Source organism: Providencia vermicola (assembly GCF_020381325.1).
GTDB lineage: Bacteria > Pseudomonadota > Gammaproteobacteria > Enterobacterales > Enterobacteriaceae > Providencia > Providencia vermicola.
This window is the reverse complement of record NZ_JAGSPI010000002.1, coordinates 13,893-31,387: the sequence shown is the minus strand read 5'-3', so window position 1 is coordinate 31,387 and position 17,495 is coordinate 13,893. Positions and strand designations below refer to the sequence as shown.

Sequence of the window (17,495 nt, the reverse complement as noted above, 5' to 3'; positions counted from 1 at the left end):
TACTCACAAGGATTAACATTTAATGAACTCTAGTGGTGAAAATCTCTCTGAATCGATGATGCCTAAGCATGTCGCTATCATTATGGATGGTAATGGGCGATGGGCAAAACAGAGAGGAAAACTCAGAATAACAGGCCATAAGGCAGGTGTTGAATCTGTACGTAACTCTGTGCGTTTTGCGGTAAAAAATAAAATCAGCTCGCTCACGCTTTATGCATTTAGCAGTGAAAATTGGCGAAGGCCTGAAAAAGAAGTCAGTTCGTTGATGGAATTATTCGTTTTTGCACTCGATAATGAAGTCAAAAACCTACACAAGAACAATGTTAAATTAAAAGTGATAGGGGATATTGACCGCTTTAGCGAGCGTCTTAGAAAACGCATTGATAAAGCAGAAGCACTGACGCAAAACAATACAGGCTTAATATTAAATATTGCAGCGAACTATGGTGGGCGCTGGGATATCGCCAACAGTGTGAAGCAAATCTTTGCAAAAGTGCAAAGTGGTGAGCTTTCTATTGATGATATCAATGAAGACTCTATTAATAACTCAATCTGTATGCATGACCAAGAGAATGTCGACTTAGTCATCAGAACAGGGGGAGAACATCGAATTAGCAACTTCCTATTATGGCAAGTCGCTTATGCGGAATTTTATTTCACCAACGTTTTGTGGCCAGATTTTGATGAAATGGTGTTTCAGGATGCGGTTGATGCATTTAGTAAGCGCGAGCGTCGTTATGGTGGGGCTGAATCAGATGACGAACTCGTCAAAGAATAGGGGATAGATGTGCTGAAATATCGTTTGCTTACTGCGATAGTATTGATACCAATTGTTATTGCGGCGTTGTTTTTTCTTTCTCCAGCGAATTTTGGTTTAGTTGTGATTGCGGTTTCTGCACTAGGTGCTTGGGAATGGGCGCAATTTGCAGGATGGCATTCACAAGTTAAACGAATTAGCTTAGCGGTTGTTTTTGCTGCAATATTACTTGCAATACAATTTTCAATCCCTGACATCACGGTATTATCCAATGCGCCAATGATCCTTTATGGACTATGGGCAGGGCTGGTCTGGTGGGGGGTTGCTATTATCCTTGTTGTCACTTATCCAGCATCAGCTTCATGGGGTAAGTCTGTTATTATTCGCTTATTATTTGGGGTATTAACTATAATCCCTTTTTACTGCGGAATGATGGCACTGCGTACCGTGGGCTACCAGAATGACACCGCTATTGGTGCATGGTGGCTACTGTATGTCATGTTATTGGTATGGGGAGCGGACTCTGGTGCTTATGCCTTTGGTCGTACGATTGGCCGTAATAAAATGGCCCCAAAAGTCTCTCCAGGCAAAACGTGGGAAGGCCTCGTTGGTGGTTTAATCACTGCCGGGATTATTTCTTGGGTATTTAGTGCATATGCGCCAATCCCTGCTATGCCAGATTATTTGCTAGTGACTTCAATTATTGTTGTTGTAGTATCTGTATTTGGCGATTTAACGGAAAGTATGTTTAAGCGCCAATCTGGTATTAAAGACAGTAGTCATTTAATCCCTGGTCACGGTGGTATTCTTGACCGTATCGATAGCTTAACTGCAGCAATTCCAGTATTTGCTGGGCTGAATTTGTTAATTTTTAACGGCTTTGGGCTGTAGGAAGATAAATGGGATTTATTTGGAGCTTAGCGGCATTTATTATTGCAATTGGTGTGCTGATAACCGTACACGAATTTGGCCATTATTGGGTTGCACGCCGCTGTGGCGTTTATGTTGAGCGTTTCTCCATTGGTTTTGGTAAAACGTTGTGGCGTAAAGTAGATAAACACGGTACTGAGTTTGTTTTGGCGTTAATCCCGCTGGGCGGTTATGTCAAAATGTTGGATGAACGTGTTGGTGACGTTTCTCCTGAACGCCGACATGAAGCATTTAACAATAAAACGGTAGGGCAACGCGCGGCAATTATTAGTGCTGGTCCAATTGCGAACTTTTTGTTGGCTATTGTTGTCTACTGGATAGTCTTTATGATTGGTGTTCCTTCTGTGAAGCCAGTTATTGAGGATATAAAACCTGGTTCGATTGCAGCAGTTGCGAATTTTGAACCAAAAATGGAACTAAAATCCATTGATGGTATCGAAACACCTGATTGGAATTCGGCGCGCTTAGCATTAGTTGGTAAAATAGGTGATCGCGAGTTAACTGCGCAAGTGTTGCCACAAGGGTATAGTGAACCCATAACTAAAACAGTTGATTTAACTGACTGGAAATTTGACCCTGAAAAGCAAGATCCGATTTTGTCACTGGGCATTATGCCAGTTTCAGTCAGAATCGACCCTGTGATTCAAAAAGTAACCGTAGGTCAAGCTGGTGAACGGGCGGGCTTAATTCCAGGCGATAGAATTGTGAGTGTTAATGGTGAGGAACTTGGGTATTGGAACCCTGTGACTCGAATTATTCGTATGAATCCAGGAACACCGTTAAAATTAGAGATTGAACGTTCTTCACAACGTATTTCACTCACCTTAACGCCAGATAGCCAAGATGGGCAGCGTGGTGAGAAAATTGGATTTGCGGGGGTGGAACTTTCAGTGTTACCGTTGGCAGATGAATATAAAATGGTACAGCAATACGGGCCATTTTCTGCGTTTTACCAAGCAAGTGATAAAACGTGGCAGTTGATGAAGCTAACGGTCAACATGATGGGTAAATTGGTTGTTGGGGATGTCAAACTCAATAACTTAAGCGGTCCGATATCTATCGCGAAAGGAGCGGGGGTATCAGCCGAATCAGGCTTGGTATATTATTTGATGTTTATTGCGCTTATTAGCGTGAATTTAGGTATCATCAATCTGTTTCCCTTGCCTGTTTTAGATGGGGGGCATTTGCTCTTCTTATTAATTGAAAAAATTAAGGGAAGTCCAGTGTCTGAGCGAGTACAAGACTTTAGTTTTCGGATAGGTGCAATGGCATTGATTCTGTTAATGGGACTTGCACTTTTTAATGATTTCTCTCGCTTCTAATTTTGTAAGCTGGGGACCAGTAAGGAATACGCATAACAACGATGGCGATGAAAAAGTTGCTCATAGCGTCGCTGCTTCTAGGCAGCGCCACTGCATACGGTTCAGACGGATTCGTAGTTAAAGACATTCGTTTCGAAGGTCTACAACGCGTCGCCGTTGGTGCAGCATTATTGAACATGCCTGTTAGGGTGGGTGATTCGATTGATAACGACGATATTAGTCGTTCGATTCGATCATTATTTTCAACGGGTAACTTCGAAGATGTTAGGGTCCTGCGTGATGGAAACACGCTGATCGTTCAAGTTAAAGAGCGGCCAACCATCGCAAGCATCACGTTTACAGGTAATAAATCTGTTAAAGACGATATGCTCAAGCAGAACTTGGAGGCTTCAAATATCCGCGTGGGTGAGGCACTTGACCGCACGACAATCGCGAATATTGAAAAAGGCTTAGAAGACTTTTACTACAGTGTGGGTAAATACAACGCGACAGTGAAAGCCGTTGTGACACCATTACCGCGTAATCGTGTGGATTTAAAATTTGTATTCTCCGAAGGTGTTTCTGCGCAAATTCAGCAGATTAACATTGTGGGGAACAAAAACTACACGACTGCTGAATTGGTTAACAAGCTGCAATTACGTGATGATGTCCCATGGTGGAACCTTGCGGCAGACCAAAAATATCAGAAGCAAAAACTGGCGGGCGACTTAGAAACGCTGCGCAGTTTCTACCTTGATCGCGGTTATGCACGTTTTAATATTGATTCTACCCAAGTTAGTCTGACCCCAGACAAAAAAGGTATTTACATCACGATTAACATTACTGAAGGCGACCAGTACAAAATTTCTGGCGTTGAAATTAATGGTAATACGGCTGAACATTTAAATGAAATCAAAGAGCTGATCACAATTACACCAGGTGAGTTATACAATGGTGCGCAAGTGACGCGGATGGAAAACCAGATCAAAGAATTGTTTGGTCGTTATGGTTATGCCTATCCACGAGTGATGACTCAGCCTGAAATTAACGACACCGATAAAACAGTTAAATTACATCTGAACATTGATGCAGGTAACCGTTTCTACGTTCGTGAAATTCGTTTCCAAGGTAATGACACTAGTAAAGATACTGTCCTACGTCGCGAAATGCGTCAAATGGAAGGAGCATGGCTGGGGAATGACCTTGTCGAGCTTGGTAAAGAACGTCTGAATCGTACAGGGTATTTCGAAACTGTTGATGTTGAAACTCAGCGTGTGCCAGGCAGCCCTGATCAAGTTGATGTAATCTATAAAGTTAAAGAACGTAATACAGGCTCGATGAACTTCGGTATCGGTTTCGGTACAGAAAGTGGCGTGAGCTTCCAAGTCGGTGTTACGCAAGATAACTGGTTAGGTACTGGTAACGCGGTTGGTATCAACGCAAGTAAAAATGACTATTCAACTAACGTTGAGTTCTCCTTTACTGACCCTTATTTCACTGTTAATGGTGTGAGCTTGGGTGGTCGCGTTTTCTATAACGACTTTAGTGCGAAAGATGCTGACCTGTCTGGCTATAACAACAAAACGTATGGCTTAGATAGCTTCTTAAGCTTCCCATTCAATGAAAATAACTCTTTCCGTGTGGGTGCGGGTTATGTTCATAACCGTCTTTCTGATATGCGTGCTCAAGCTGCGATGTGGGATTACCTTGATTCTATGGGGAAAAATCCACCAATTACAGAAAATGGCCGTAATAAAGAAAGCTTTGATGCGGATGACTTTACGCTTAACTTAGGCTGGACTTACAACTCGTTAAACCGTGGTTTCTTCCCAACTTCAGGTAATAAAACGAATGTCTCTGGTAAAGTGACTATTCCTGGTTCTGATAACGAATACTATAAGTTGCGTTTTGATACTGCGCAGTACTATCCATTAAATGAAGATGAAACATGGGTTGTGCTGGGTCGTGCTCAAGCAGGTTATGGTGACGGTATCGGCAGCAAGCAAATGCCATTCTATGAAAACTTCTATGCGGGTGGTTCGAGTACCATTCGTGGTTTCCGCTCGAACAATATCGGTCCGAAAGCGGTTTACTTGAAGAAAATTAATGGAAAAGATGGTCCTGAGCCAGGTAGCCCATCGAGTGATGCAGTTGGTGGTAATGCCATGTATGCAGCATCGTTTGAGTTAATTACCCCTACACCGTTCCTCGATGAGAAATATTCGAACTCAGTTCGTACCTCTCTTTTCGTTGATGCGGGTACTGTATGGGATACTAACTGGAATAGTATTCCATCCGATTGGCGCGCGGGTATGCCTGACTACGGTAAGGCGTCTAATGTCCGTGCTTCAGCGGGTGTGGCTTTACAGTGGATGTCCCCACTTGGACCTCTGGTCTTCTCTTATGCGCAGCCGATTAAGGACTACGAAGGGGATAAATCAGAACAGTTCCAATTTAATATTGGTAGAACGTGGTAATCTAGTCCAGTTTCTATCTATGAAGGCCCCCATAATGTTATGGGGGCAACCAAAATTTCCAACCATACATATGGGCTAAGGAGTTTAGTGTGAAAAAATTGTTGTGTGCAGCGGGTGTGAGTATTGCTTTAGCAATGTCTGCGGGGGCTTATGCTGAAAAAATCGCTATCGTAAACGTTGGTGAAATTTTCCAAAATATGCCTGCGCGTGAAGCCGTTGCTAAACAGCTTGAAAGCGAATTCAAAAGCCGTGCGACTGAATTGCAGAATCTGGAAAAAGACCTGCAATCACGCGTAGAAAAACTGCGTCGTGATGGTGCTACCATGAAGCAAAGCGAGCGCGAAAAACTTGAATCCGAACTCATGACTAAACGTGACACTTTTGCTGAAAAAGCGCAGAAATTTGAAGAAGACAACCGTCGTCGTCAAGGTGAAGAGCGTAATAAGATTTTAACTCGTATTCAGGACTCTATTAAGTCTGTTGCCGCTAAAGAAGGCTACGATGTCGTTATCGATGCAAACGCAGTTGCATATGCAAAAGATAGCATCGACATCACGAGTCAGGTTCAAAAACAGGTTAAATAATAGATGTCTTCAATTCGATTGGCTGATCTTGCTCAGCAGTTGAATGCACAATTACATGGTGATGGCGATATCGTCATCACCAGTATTGCACCTATGCATTCAGCGAATAATCAACAGATAACTTTTTTATCTGATAGCCGTTACAGCGACAAATTGGCCGATTGCCAAGCTGCTGCAGTGGTTCTCACAGCAAAAGATCTCGAATCCTGCAAAGTCGCAGCACTGGTTGTTGATAACCCGTACTTAGCCTATGCACGGATGGCACAAATCATGGATACCACGCCAAGCCCGGCTGAAGATATTCATGCATCCGCAGTGATTGCCAATGATGCAACACTCGGTAAAAATGTCGCAATTGGCGCAAATGCCGTTATCGAAAGTGGTGTTGTACTGGGTGATAACGTGGTGATTGGCGCGGGTTGTTTTGTGGGTAAAAACACACGTATTGGGGCTGGCACTCGTTTATGGGCAAATGTCAGCGTTTACCACAATATTGAAATTGGCGAACACTGCTTGGTGCAATCAGGTACTGTGATCGGGTCAGATGGCTTTGGCTATGCAAATGATCGCGGTAATTGGATCAAAATCCCACAATTAGGCACCGTGATCATCGGCGATCGTGTTGAGATCGGCGCAAGTACAACAATTGACCGCGGTGCACTTGATAACACAGTGATTGGCAATGGGGTTATTATCGATAACCAGTGCCAAATTGCACATAATGTCATTATTGGTGATAATACCGCAGTTGCTGGCGGCGTAATTATGGCTGGCAGCTTAAAAATCGGCCGTTACTGTATGATTGGTGGCGCGAGTGTGATCAACGGTCATATGGAAATTTGCGATAAGGTCACAGTAACGGGAATGGGAATGGTCATGCGTCCTATCACTGAACCTGGTGTTTACTCTTCAGGCATCCCTTTACAACCTAATAAAGTTTGGCGTAAAACAGCTGCTTTAGTCTTAAGTATCAATGAGATGAATAAGCGACTGAAAAATGTTGAACGTGAATTAGATAGCCAAAATCAAAAAAATCAGTAATCATTTTGTAATTCAGGCTAAAATAGTTATCTGAGTTACGTTTTCCGGCCTGCCAGTTAACCTAATTTAAGGTTAAAGCAGGCCGATTCGTTAATAATAACCGTATTAATAGACAGGAAGAGTATTTCGATGAGTGATAATCATACTCTGAATATTGAAGAAATTTTAGAGCTCCTTCCACACCGTTACCCATTTCTTTTGGTTGACCGTGTATTGGATTTTGAAGAAGGCAAATCTTTGCGCGCAGTTAAAAATGTTTCCTTCAACGAGCCATTTTTCCAAGGGCATTTCCCTGGTAAACCGATTTTCCCAGGTGTTTTAATTTTAGAAGCAATGGCGCAAGCAACAGGTATTCTAGCATTTAAAAGCGTCGGAAAATTAGAGCCGGGTGAACTGTATTATTTTGCAGCGATAGACAATGCACGTTTTAAACGTCCTGTTCTACCTGGGGACCAAATGGTCTTAGAAGTTGAATTTATTAAAGAACGTCGCGGAGTCGCACGTTTTAAAGGCGTTGCAAAAGTTGATGGAGAAGTGGCCTGCGAAGCAGAAATGATGTGCGCCCGTCGCCGTGAGGTCTGATATGATTGACAATACTGCCTATATCCATCCTTCCTCCATTGTTGAAGAGGGTGCGATTATTGGAGCCAATGTGCGTATTGGCCCTTTTTGTTATATTGGCGCGAATGTTGAAATTGGCGAAGGCACTGAGCTGAAATCTCACGTTGTCGTTAATGGCCATACTAAAATTGGCCGCGATAATGTCATTTTCCAGTTTGCTTCAATCGGTGAAATTAACCAAGACTTGAAGTACCAAGGCGAACCAACTCGTGTTGAAATTGGTGATAGAAACCGCATTAGAGAAAGCGTGACTATCCACCGTGGTACCGTCCAAGATATTGGCCTAACAAAAGTGGGTGACGATAACCTATTGATGGTTAACGTGCATATAGCTCACGATTGTATCATTGGTAATCGCTGCATTATTGCAAATAACGGAACCCTTGGTGGCCATGTCACGTTAGGCGATTACGCGATTATAGGTGGCATGACTGCGGTGCATCAATTTTGTAAAATTGGTGCTCATGTTATGGTTGGTGGCTGCTCTGGTGTGGCACAAGATGTGCCTCCTTATGTTATTGCACAAGGTAACCATGCAACACCATTTGGCTTAAACCTTGAAGGTTTAAAACGTCGTGGTTTTGAAAAAGAATCACTGCATGCTATTCGTAATGCATACAAGACGTTGTATCGTTCAGGTAAATCATTAGAAGAAGCGCGTGAAGAAATCGCAGAAGCGGCAAAAGTAAACGAACATGTTAAAGTGTTTAGTGATTTCTTAGAAGATTCTGCACAATCTAAGCGTGGTATTATCCGTTAATCACAAGGTACTGTGGTTAACGTGACTAGGCCTTTATTAAGGAGCGAATTTCGGTGATTGATAACCGTCCACTTACTATTGGCCTTGTTGCCGGAGAGACATCTGGTGATATTCTCGGTGCAGGGCTTATTCGTGCACTTAAAGAACAAGTGCCTAATGCGCGCTTTGTTGGTGTAGCAGGCCCGTTGATGCAAGCTGAAGGCTGTGAAGCTTGGTATGAAATGGAAGAATTAGCCGTGATGGGGATTGTTGAAGTTCTCGGCCGGTTACCTCGCTTATTATCCATTCGTAAAGACTTGACCCAGCGTTTTACGCAGTTACAACCCGACATTTTTGTCGGAATTGATGCCCCTGATTTTAACATCACTCTTGAAGGGCGCTTAAAAGCGAAAGGCATTAAAACCATTCATTACGTTAGCCCTTCCGTTTGGGCATGGCGACAAAAACGCGTATTTAAAATTGGTCGCTCCACTCATTTAGTCTTAGCATTTTTACCCTTCGAAAAAGCGTTTTACGATCGTTTTGATGTGCCTTGTCGCTTTATTGGCCACACGATGGCGGATGCGATCCCGTTGAACCCAGATAAACTTGCTGCGCGAGAACGCCTCGGCATTCCCGAAAATGCAAAATGCCTCGCATTATTGCCTGGAAGCCGTCATTCAGAAGTCGAAATGTTGAGTGCCGATTTTTTACAAACGGCGCAAATACTCCAACAACGCTTCCCTGATTTGCACATTGTGGTACCGTTGGTTAATTCAAAGCGTCGCCAGCAATTTGATACCATAAAAGCCACTGCTGCACCCGAATTATCTGTGCATATTCTAGATGGGCAAGCCCGTGATGCGATGATAGCGGCGGATGCTACACTGTTAGCATCGGGAACCGCAGCCTTAGAATGCATGCTGACTAAATGTCCTATGGTGGTTGGTTACCGAATGAAACCATTCACTTTTTGGCTTGCTAAGCGCTTAGTCAAAACCCCATATGTTTCCTTGCCAAATCTGCTTGCTGAAAAAGAAATTGTCAAAGAACTGCTGCAAGAAGAGTGTCAGCCAGAAAAACTGGCGCAGGAACTGCTTCCATTATTGGAAGGGGGAGAGCGAGTTGATAAATTAAAAGAAACTTTTTTACATCTGCATCAACTAATCCGTTGTGATGCAGATAAACAAGCTGCACAAGCAGTACTCGATTTGGTTAGAAATTAATGGAATTTATCTATCCCAAAGCCAACTTAATTGCTGGCGTTGATGAAGTCGGACGCGGGCCATTAGTCGGAGCGGTAGTCACCGCTGCGGTAATCCTTGACCCGAATAACCCGATTGCAGGGCTCGCCGACTCTAAAAAAATCAGCGAAAAGAAACGCGAGAAACTATTCGACGAAATTAAAGAAAAAGCGTTGTGCTGGTGTATTGGCCGTGCAGAACCTGAAGAAATTGATAAAATAAATATATTACATGCGACGATGTTAGCCATGCAGCGTGCCGTTGCAGGGTTATCTATCGTCCCTGAATTTGTTTTAATTGATGGCAATCGCTGCCCTGAACTACCAATGCCTTCACAGGCGGTGGTCAAAGGCGATAGCCTTGTGCAAGAAATAAGCGCAGCATCCATTTTAGCGAAAGTGGTACGGGATAGGGAGATGGTTGAGCTGGACAAAGCATTTCCAGAATATGGCTTTGCAAAGCATAAAGGCTACCCAACCGCATATCACTTAGAAAAATTGGCGCAGTATGGTGCAACCGAATTCCATCGTAAAAGCTTTGCTCCTGTGAGACGAGCTTTAGACAGTCAAAAATAGGTATTTAATCGATGGCATCACCTCGTTTTATTCATTTGCGTGTGCACAGTGACTACTCCATGATTGATGGGCTCGCTAAAACAGGCCCATTAGTCAAAAAAGTTGCGGCGATGGGCATGCCTGCCTTTGCAATTACTGATTTTACTAACCTTTGTGGGTTAGTCAGATTCTATGGTGCTGCTCATGGTGCAGGGATCAAGCCGATCATCGGGGCTGATTTTTATGTTGAAAGTGAGTTATTAGGCGATGAAATCTCTCACCTAACCGTTCTCGCTCGCAATAATGAAGGGTATCAAAACCTGACTCTGCTGATTTCAGAAGCTTACCAAAAAGGTTATGGTGCAATTGGGCCGACGATTAAGCGTGAGTGGCTGGCAAAGCACAAAGAGGGGCTTATCTTGCTCTCTGGTGGGCGTAAAGGGGATGTCGGTCAATTTCTATTGCGCGGCAATCAAGCTCTTGTAGACGAATGTCTTGAATTTTATGAAACGCATTTTCCGGGTTGTTATTACCTTGAGTTAGTGAGAACAGGCCGCCCAGATGAAGAAAGTTATCTTCATGCAGCCGTCGAATTGGCGACAAAAAAAGGTTTACCCGTCGTTGCGACTAATGACGTCTGTTTTATTGAAAGCAGCGATTTTGATGCTCACGAAATTCGTGTTGCCATCCATGATGGATTCACGCTTGCCGACCCAAAAAGGCCGAAAAACTATAGCCCTCAGCAATACTTACGTACTGAAGAAGAAATGTGCGAGCTTTTTGCCGACATTCCTGAAGCATTAGAGAACAGTGTAGAGATTGCTAAGCGTTGTAACGTAACTATTCGTCTTGGTGAATACTTCTTACCGCAATTCCCAACAGGGGATATGAAAACCGAAGATTTCTTGGTTATGCGGTCAAAAGAAGGGCTCGAAGAACGCCTTGAATTTTTATTCCCTGACGAAAAAGTGCGTGCAGAAAAACGTCCTGAATATGATGAACGTCTGGACATTGAACTCAATGTAATTAACCAAATGGGCTTCCCAGGTTACTTCTTGATCGTGATGGAATTTATCCAATGGTCAAAAGATAACGGTGTTCCTGTTGGGCCTGGAAGGGGATCTGGTGCGGGGTCATTAGTGGCTTATGCACTTAAAATAACGGATCTTGATCCATTAGAATTTGACTTACTGTTTGAGCGTTTCTTGAATCCTGAACGGGTTTCAATGCCTGACTTTGACGTCGACTTCTGTATGGAAAAACGTGACCAAGTTATTGATCACGTGGCGCAAATGTATGGTCGTGATGCGGTATCACAAATTATTACCTTCGGTACGATGGCGGCAAAAGCGGTTATTCGTGACGTAGGGCGTGTCCTTGGGCACCCTTATGGCTTTGTGGATAGAATTTCTAAATTAGTTCCCCCTGACCCAGGAATGACATTAGAAAAAGCTTTTGAAGCAGAGCCACAGCTTCCTGAAATTTATGAAGCAGATGAAGAAGTTAAAGCGTTGATTGATATGGCGCGAAAACTTGAAGGGGTGACTCGAAACGCAGGTAAACACGCTGGTGGTGTGGTTATCGCACCAACTAAAATTACTGATTTTGCCCCACTGTATTGCGATGCAGAAGGGAATAACCCTGTTACACAATTCGACAAAAACGACGTTGAATATGCTGGGTTAGTGAAATTCGACTTCCTTGGTTTACGGACGTTAACGATCATTAACTGGGCGTTAGAGATGATTAACGCTCGTCGGGCTAAGAAAAACTTAGAACCAATTGATATTGCAGCGATTCCATTACACGACCAAAAAAGTTTTGATATGCTGCAACGTTCTGAGACCACGGCGGTGTTCCAGTTAGAATCCCGTGGAATGAAGGACTTAATTAAACGGTTACGTCCTGACTGTTTTGAGGACATGATCGCTCTGGTTGCGTTATTTCGCCCTGGTCCTTTGCAATCAGGCATGGTAGATAACTTTATCGACCGAAAACATGGTCGTGAAGAGATTTCATACCCTGATGTACAATGGCAACATGAATCGTTAAAACCTGTTCTTGAGCCAACTTATGGTATTATTTTATACCAAGAGCAAGTTATGCAGATTGCGCAGGTTCTTGCGGGTTATACTCTTGGTGGTGCGGATATGTTGCGCCGAGCTATGGGTAAAAAGAAACCAGAAGAGATGGCGAAGCAGCGCTCTGTTTTTGAAGAAGGCTCAATCAAAAACGGTGTTGACGGCGAATTGTCGATGAAAATCTTCGACTTGGTAGAGAAATTTGCGGGTTATGGGTTTAACAAATCGCATTCTGCAGCGTATGCATTGGTTTCTTATCAAACACTGTGGTTAAAAGCACACTACCCTGCTGAATTTATGGCCGCGGTAATGACCGCGGATATGGATAATACAGAAAAAGTCGTTGGTTTAGTTGATGAATGCTGGCGAATGGGCTTGAAGGTATTACCGCCAGATATCAATAGTGGGCTTTATCACTTCCATGTGAATGACGAAGGTGAGATAGTTTACGGAATCGGTGCCATCAAAGGGGTAGGGGAAGGCCCAATTGAAGCCATCGTCGAAGCTCGCCAACAAGGTGGGATTTTCAAAGAAATTTTTGACCTTTGCGCCCGTGTTGATATTAAAAAAATTAACCGCCGCGTGATGGAAAAGTTGATCATGGCAGGGGCGTTTGATCGATTAGGCCCTCACCGTGCGGCTTTGATGTCTTCCCTTGAGGATGCACTTAAAGCTGCTGATCAACATGCGAAAGCTGAAGCGATTGGCCAAGCAGATATGTTTGGGGTATTAGCTGAAGCGCCAGAGCAAGTGGAAAGCTCGTACGCAAGCGTGCCAAAATGGCCAGAACAAGTGGTATTGGATGGGGAAAGGGAAACCCTAGGCTTATATTTAACGGGCCATCCAATAACACGATACTTGAGTGAAATAGAACGCTATACTAATGGCCTTAGATTAAAAGATGTGAACCCAACCCCTCGTGGTCAAGTGACAACTGTGGTAGGTTTAGTACTTTCAGCTAAAGTGATTACGACCAAGCGTGGGAATAGAATAGGTATCTGCACGCTTGATGATCGTTCCGGTCGTCTGGATATTATGCTATTTTCAGATGCACTTGATAAATACCAACATATGTTGGAAAAAGACAATATCCTGATAGCCACCGGTCAGGTCAGCTTTGATGATTTCAATGGTGGTAATAAAATGACAGTACGTGAGTTAATGGACATTAGTGAGGCAAGGGAGAAATATGCACGCGGACTTGCGATTTCACTGTCAGATAAACAAATTAACGATCAATTACTGAACCGGTTGCGCAGTGCGCTTGAACCTCACCGTTCGGGCACTATCCCGGTTCATCTGTATTACCAGAAGGACGATGCCAGAGCCAAGCTTAAATTTGGCGTTGTTTGGCGTGTGACACCCGTGGATCCCCTTCTGAACGATCTTCGAACTCTGCTGGGTAGTGAGCAGGTAGAATTAGAATTTGACTAAAATAGGAATATTATGAGTCTGGATTTTCTTGATTTTGAACAGCCAATTGCGGAATTAGAGGCAAAAATTGATTCTCTAAAAGCCGTAAGCCGTCAAGATAACAACTTAGAGGTCAACCTTGATGAAGAGGTTGCTCGTTTACGTGAAAAAAGTGTTGAACTGACACGTAAAATTTTCTCTGATCTGGGTGCTTGGCAAATTGCTAAACTCGCTCGTCATCCTCGTCGTCCTTATACACTGGACTACATTTCTCGCATTTTCACGGACTTCCAAGAATTAGCGGGTGACCGTGCTTATGCTGACGACAAAGCCATTGTCGGTGGTTTGGCGCGTTTAGAGGGGCGTCCAGTGATGATTATCGGGCACCAAAAAGGGCGTGAAACGAAAGAAAAAATCCGTCGTAATTTTGGTATGCCAGCCCCTGAAGGTTACCGTAAGGCGCTGCGCCTGATGGAACTGGCTGAGCGTTTTAATCTGCCTATTATCACTTTCATTGATACTCCAGGGGCCTACCCAGGTGTTGGTGCAGAAGAGCGTGGTCAATCAGAAGCGATAGCACGTAACTTGCGTGAAATGTCACGTTTATCTGTACCAGTAATTTGTACTGTCATTGGTGAAGGCGGTTCTGGTGGTGCGTTAGCCATTGGTGTGGGTGATAAAGTGAACATGCTGCAATACAGCACTTATTCCGTTATTTCACCTGAAGGTTGTGCATCCATTCTGTGGAAAAGCGCAGACAAAGCCCCATTGGCGGCTGAAGCGATGGGAATTACAGCACCGCGCCTGAAAGAACTAAAACTGATTGATAACGTTATTTCTGAGCCTTTAGGTGGTGCACATCGTAACTACGATGAAATAGCCGCACATCTAAAAGCACGTATCATTGAAGACCTTAACGAGCTGGAAATTTTAGATGCGGATGCATTAAAAGACCGTCGTTATCAGCGCTTGATGGAATATGGTTATTGCTAATTTCTAGCAAATCCTATATTAGATAAAACGGGAGTTCGCTTTTGCTAACTCCCGTTTTTTATTGAACATTATCAATACTCACAACGAATAATAAAAAATAGGTATGGCAGTGCGACAATATAATTATTTAATTTATGCTTTTTCTTGCGTATTGATTTGGAGCTTTATCCCAATAGTTTCACGCTTTGGGCAAGACGGGATGGATAGTTTCCAATTTCTATTTTGGTCAAATCTCATTTCGGTCATTGCCGTTATCGCGGTGGCACTGGCATCAGGCTATACGCCTGCCAAATTGTTGATTTTACCTAGAAATATTTTAGGCAAAGTCTTTGTTCTTGGATTTCTTGATTGCCTTTTCTATTTGTTATTGTACTACGGTTATTCCATAGAAAATGGTATCGCCGTTTTGGTGATCCAATATAGCTGGCCACTCATTATTATTCTTTTATCGGTAATATTATTAAAAGATAGATTGTCGGGGCGGCAAATTGTGGGGGTTGTAGTTGGTTTTATTGCCGTTATTATCACGTTTACTAAAGGGCAAATCACCCAATTGCATGTGGATAACCCAATAGCATTATTGTTAGTGTTTAGTGGTGCATTTTGCTTTGCTTTAATGTCAGTATTTTCACGCCAATATTCTATTGATCCGTATATTAGTACAGTCTGGTTATTTATCTTCTCGACATTGACTTCATTGGTTCTCCTGTTGTCATTTAGTGAAATGCAGTTGCCGTCCCAAGGTACATTTTGGCCGACGCTGATTAATGGGGTACTCATTAATGGTGTGTCTTATATCTTGTGGTTTAAAGCAATGAATACAGGGAATTCAACAAAAATTGCCTCAGTGGTATTTTTATCCCCTGTATTATCTGTGTTGTGGTTAGTTTTACTTTTAAGTGACCCATTTGAAATCGCGTATATTATTGGGGTTATGTTAGTGATTATTTCAGGTGTTTTATGTGTTGGTGCAAAACGCCGCAATCAGCAATAGCTAAAAAGGGCGAATGAATGGAACAGATATCATCCATGGTCATTGAGCGAGTACGTGAAAAAATTGGTGATTATAAAAAAATACTCGTTGGGTTTAGTGGTGGAATTGACTCAACAGTCTTGTTACATGCCCTTTGTCAGCTCAAGAAAAATAATGACTCATCATTAAGTATTCGCGCTATCCATGTCCACCATGGCCTAAATACTAAGGCAAATGCGTGGGCGCAGCATTGTGCGCAGCTATGCCAACAATGGGAGGTTCCCTTTGTTTGCCGCCCTGTTTTCATTGATCCTAGTGAAAAAGGTATTGAGGCCGCTGCGCGAGATGCTCGTTATCAGGCTTACCGTGAAGAACTTGATGTTGATGAAGTGTTGGTGACTGCTCAGCATTTGGATGACCAAGCAGAAACATTTTTATTAGCTTTAAAACGTGGAAGTGGTCCTGCGGGGTTATCATCAATGCCTGAATCTCTGCCCTTTGTTACGCCACAAGGGCAAACACAATTGTTGCGCCCATTATTAACCGTCGCCCGTATTGATTTAGAAGCATACATGCAAGAGCAGCAGTTACCTTGGGTGGAGGATGATAGCAACCAAGATGATCGTTATGACCGCAATTTCCTTCGGCTGCATATTTTACCCCGTTTAACTGCTCGTTGGCCGCATATGTCCAATGCTATTGCTCGTAGTGCATTGCTATGTGCGGAGCAAGAATCCTTGCTGGATGAGTTATTGCAAGAAACGCTTGAAGGTATGATTGATTACCGAGGTGGTTTATTTATTGATGAATTACAGCACTGTTCTTCGGCGAAACGTAACGCGTTGATCCGCCGCTGGATTGGGTTGCATCAACTCCCGATGCCGCCATTTAACCAGTTAGAGCGTATTTGGCAAGAAGTGGCGCTTGCCAGACAAGATGCTGAACCTGTTTGCCGTCTAGGGCAGGTTGAAGTTCGCCGTTACCAAGGTGTATTGTGGATAGTTCCACGTATTGAAAACTTGGTGGGGCAGCAATATGCGTGGTCATATCCCGCTTCGTTTGAACTACCTGAATCACTTGGGCGACTACAGGTTATGGATGGGCAAGGGCAAATTCGCCCTCCGGAGCCAGATGAAAAAGTGACTGTGCGTTTTGGTTTGCAAGGCGCACTTAATATTGTGGGGCGGCACCGTTCAAGAAGCAGTAAAAAAATATGGCAGGAATTGGGCATTGCGCCATGGATGCGGGAGCGTATCCCACTGATTTATTACAATGACCAACTGATTACGGCAGTGGGTTGTTTTATCACACCAGAAGGGTTAATGAATGATGAATTATTGGGGATTGCAATAGATTGGCAGCAGGAATCGAGATTTCAGTTAGCTTTATAATAAGAAACCCCTTATGACTGTGACCATCATAAGGGGTAAGAAGAACTCAAATTGTGAGTATTAGTGGGAGTGGTCGACAACAATTGTGCCGATTTCAGGATGACTGAAGGAATTAATGCAATCCAGTCGTAGCTCCTTGGTTCCTTCATGTGTTTCAACAATCAGGTACTCGACTTTTTTTCGTAGGAGCAAATCACTGGCTTGCCCTTCAATATTCTCGCCGTCATTAAGTTTTATTTGCAACTTCAACTGACGTTGGCATGCAATTTCTAGATATTCGTAATCATCACAATTGATAGGTTGATATTCAGTATCTGTAGACATATTCCCTCACCACTGTGTTAGTGGCGGTTATTGCCGCCTTGAACATGTTGTATCAAGCAAAAAAATGCTTAG

At 43.3% G+C, this 17,495-nt stretch carries 15 protein-coding genes; 14 read left to right on the top strand and 1 reads right to left on the bottom strand.

From position 1 onward, the window contains the following. The first annotated feature begins 22 nt into the window (after positions 1–22). From uppS to tilS, 14 genes are all read left to right on the top strand, one after another. The gene (gene uppS, locus KDJ85_RS02725; RefSeq protein ID WP_225818380.1) at positions 23–778 is read left to right on the top strand and encodes a polyprenyl diphosphate synthase; all 756 of its coding nucleotides are present in this window, start codon (positions 23–25) and stop codon (positions 776–778) included. A gap of 9 nt (positions 779–787) precedes the next feature. Next, on the top strand, positions 788–1,648 hold the full coding sequence (gene cdsA, locus KDJ85_RS02720; RefSeq protein WP_225818379.1) for a phosphatidate cytidylyltransferase: 861 nt from the start codon (positions 788–790) through the stop codon (positions 1,646–1,648). Positions 1,649–1,656: 8 nt separating this feature from the next. Further along, positions 1,657–3,009, top strand: a complete 1,353-nt coding sequence (rseP, locus tag KDJ85_RS02715; protein WP_225818378.1) for a sigma E protease regulator RseP — start codon at positions 1,657–1,659, stop codon at positions 3,007–3,009. Between the two features lie 41 nt (positions 3,010–3,050). Next, on the top strand, positions 3,051–5,465 hold the full coding sequence (gene bamA / locus KDJ85_RS02710; protein WP_225818377.1) for an outer membrane protein assembly factor BamA: 2,415 nt from the start codon (positions 3,051–3,053) through the stop codon (positions 5,463–5,465). A gap of 89 nt (positions 5,466–5,554) precedes the next feature. Further along, a complete protein-coding gene (gene skp / locus KDJ85_RS02705) occupies positions 5,555–6,049 on the top strand; it encodes a molecular chaperone Skp (protein WP_206083755.1) in 495 nt (164 codons plus the stop codon). Positions 6,050–6,052: 3 nt separating this feature from the next. Next, entirely contained in the window at positions 6,053–7,090 is a 1,038-nt protein-coding gene (gene lpxD, locus KDJ85_RS02700) for a UDP-3-O-(3-hydroxymyristoyl)glucosamine N-acyltransferase (RefSeq protein ID WP_225818376.1), read from the top strand. Between the two features lie 129 nt (positions 7,091–7,219). Then, positions 7,220–7,672, top strand: a complete 453-nt coding sequence (fabZ, locus tag KDJ85_RS02695) for a 3-hydroxyacyl-ACP dehydratase FabZ (protein WP_047756012.1) — start codon at positions 7,220–7,222, stop codon at positions 7,670–7,672. A 1-nt stretch (position 7,673) separates the two neighbouring features. After that, positions 7,674–8,471 (top strand): acyl-ACP--UDP-N-acetylglucosamine O-acyltransferase, encoded by a 798-nt coding sequence (lpxA, locus tag KDJ85_RS02690; protein ID WP_225818375.1) that lies wholly within the window; start codon positions 7,674–7,676, stop codon positions 8,469–8,471. A gap of 56 nt (positions 8,472–8,527) precedes the next feature. Beyond that, positions 8,528–9,676, top strand: coding sequence for a lipid-A-disaccharide synthase (lpxB, locus tag KDJ85_RS02685; protein ID WP_225818673.1), 1,149 nt, complete (start codon positions 8,528–8,530; stop codon positions 9,674–9,676). After that, complete coding sequence (gene rnhB / locus KDJ85_RS02680; protein ID WP_206083758.1) at positions 9,676–10,269, top strand: ribonuclease HII; 594 nt, start codon at positions 9,676–9,678, stop codon at positions 10,267–10,269. The genes lpxB and rnhB overlap by 1 nt, the downstream gene beginning before the upstream one ends. Before the next feature lie 11 nt (positions 10,270–10,280). Then, complete coding sequence (dnaE, locus tag KDJ85_RS02675) at positions 10,281–13,763, top strand: DNA polymerase III subunit alpha (protein ID WP_225818374.1); 3,483 nt, start codon at positions 10,281–10,283, stop codon at positions 13,761–13,763. 12 nt (positions 13,764–13,775) lie between these two features. Further along, positions 13,776–14,735: an acetyl-CoA carboxylase carboxyl transferase subunit alpha gene (gene accA / locus KDJ85_RS02670; protein ID WP_225818373.1), complete on the top strand. Its 960-nt coding sequence runs from the start codon at positions 13,776–13,778 to the stop codon at positions 14,733–14,735. A 109-nt stretch (positions 14,736–14,844) separates the two neighbouring features. Next, entirely contained in the window at positions 14,845–15,729 is an 885-nt protein-coding gene (locus tag KDJ85_RS02665; RefSeq protein ID WP_225818372.1) for a DMT family transporter, read from the top strand. Between the two features lie 17 nt (positions 15,730–15,746). Next, positions 15,747–17,099 (top strand): tRNA lysidine(34) synthetase TilS, encoded by a 1,353-nt coding sequence (gene tilS / locus KDJ85_RS02660; protein WP_225818371.1) that lies wholly within the window; start codon positions 15,747–15,749, stop codon positions 17,097–17,099. 60 nt (positions 17,100–17,159) lie between these two features. Here tilS and rof read toward each other — a convergent pair whose 3' ends face one another. Continuing rightward, complete coding sequence (rof, locus tag KDJ85_RS02655) at positions 17,160–17,423, bottom strand: Rho-binding antiterminator (RefSeq protein WP_042848970.1); 264 nt, start codon at positions 17,421–17,423, stop codon at positions 17,160–17,162. Positions 17,424–17,495 lie beyond the last annotated feature (72 nt).

What these genes read in the sequence shown, in the direction of transcription:
- uppS (WP_225818380.1), top strand. Translation starts at nt 23, where the DNA reads ATGAACTCTAGTGGTGAAAATCTCTCTGAATCGATGATGCCTAAGCAT.
- rseP (WP_225818378.1), top strand. Translation starts at nt 1,657, where the DNA reads ATGGGATTTATTTGGAGCTTAGCGGCATTTATTATTGCAATTGGTGTG.
- bamA (WP_225818377.1), top strand. Translation starts at nt 3,051, where the DNA reads ATGGCGATGAAAAAGTTGCTCATAGCGTCGCTGCTTCTAGGCAGCGCC.
- lpxD (WP_225818376.1), top strand. Translation starts at nt 6,053, where the DNA reads ATGTCTTCAATTCGATTGGCTGATCTTGCTCAGCAGTTGAATGCACAA.
- fabZ (WP_047756012.1), top strand. Translation starts at nt 7,220, where the DNA reads ATGAGTGATAATCATACTCTGAATATTGAAGAAATTTTAGAGCTCCTT.
- lpxA (WP_225818375.1), top strand. Translation starts at nt 7,674, where the DNA reads ATGATTGACAATACTGCCTATATCCATCCTTCCTCCATTGTTGAAGAG.
- rnhB (WP_206083758.1), top strand. Translation starts at nt 9,676, where the DNA reads ATGGAATTTATCTATCCCAAAGCCAACTTAATTGCTGGCGTTGATGAA.
- dnaE (WP_225818374.1), top strand. Translation starts at nt 10,281, where the DNA reads ATGGCATCACCTCGTTTTATTCATTTGCGTGTGCACAGTGACTACTCC.
- accA (WP_225818373.1), top strand. Translation starts at nt 13,776, where the DNA reads ATGAGTCTGGATTTTCTTGATTTTGAACAGCCAATTGCGGAATTAGAG.
- tilS (WP_225818371.1), top strand. Translation starts at nt 15,747, where the DNA reads ATGGAACAGATATCATCCATGGTCATTGAGCGAGTACGTGAAAAAATT.
- rof (WP_042848970.1), bottom strand. Translation starts at nt 17,423, where the DNA reads ATGTCTACAGATACTGAATATCAACCTATCAATTGTGATGATTACGAA.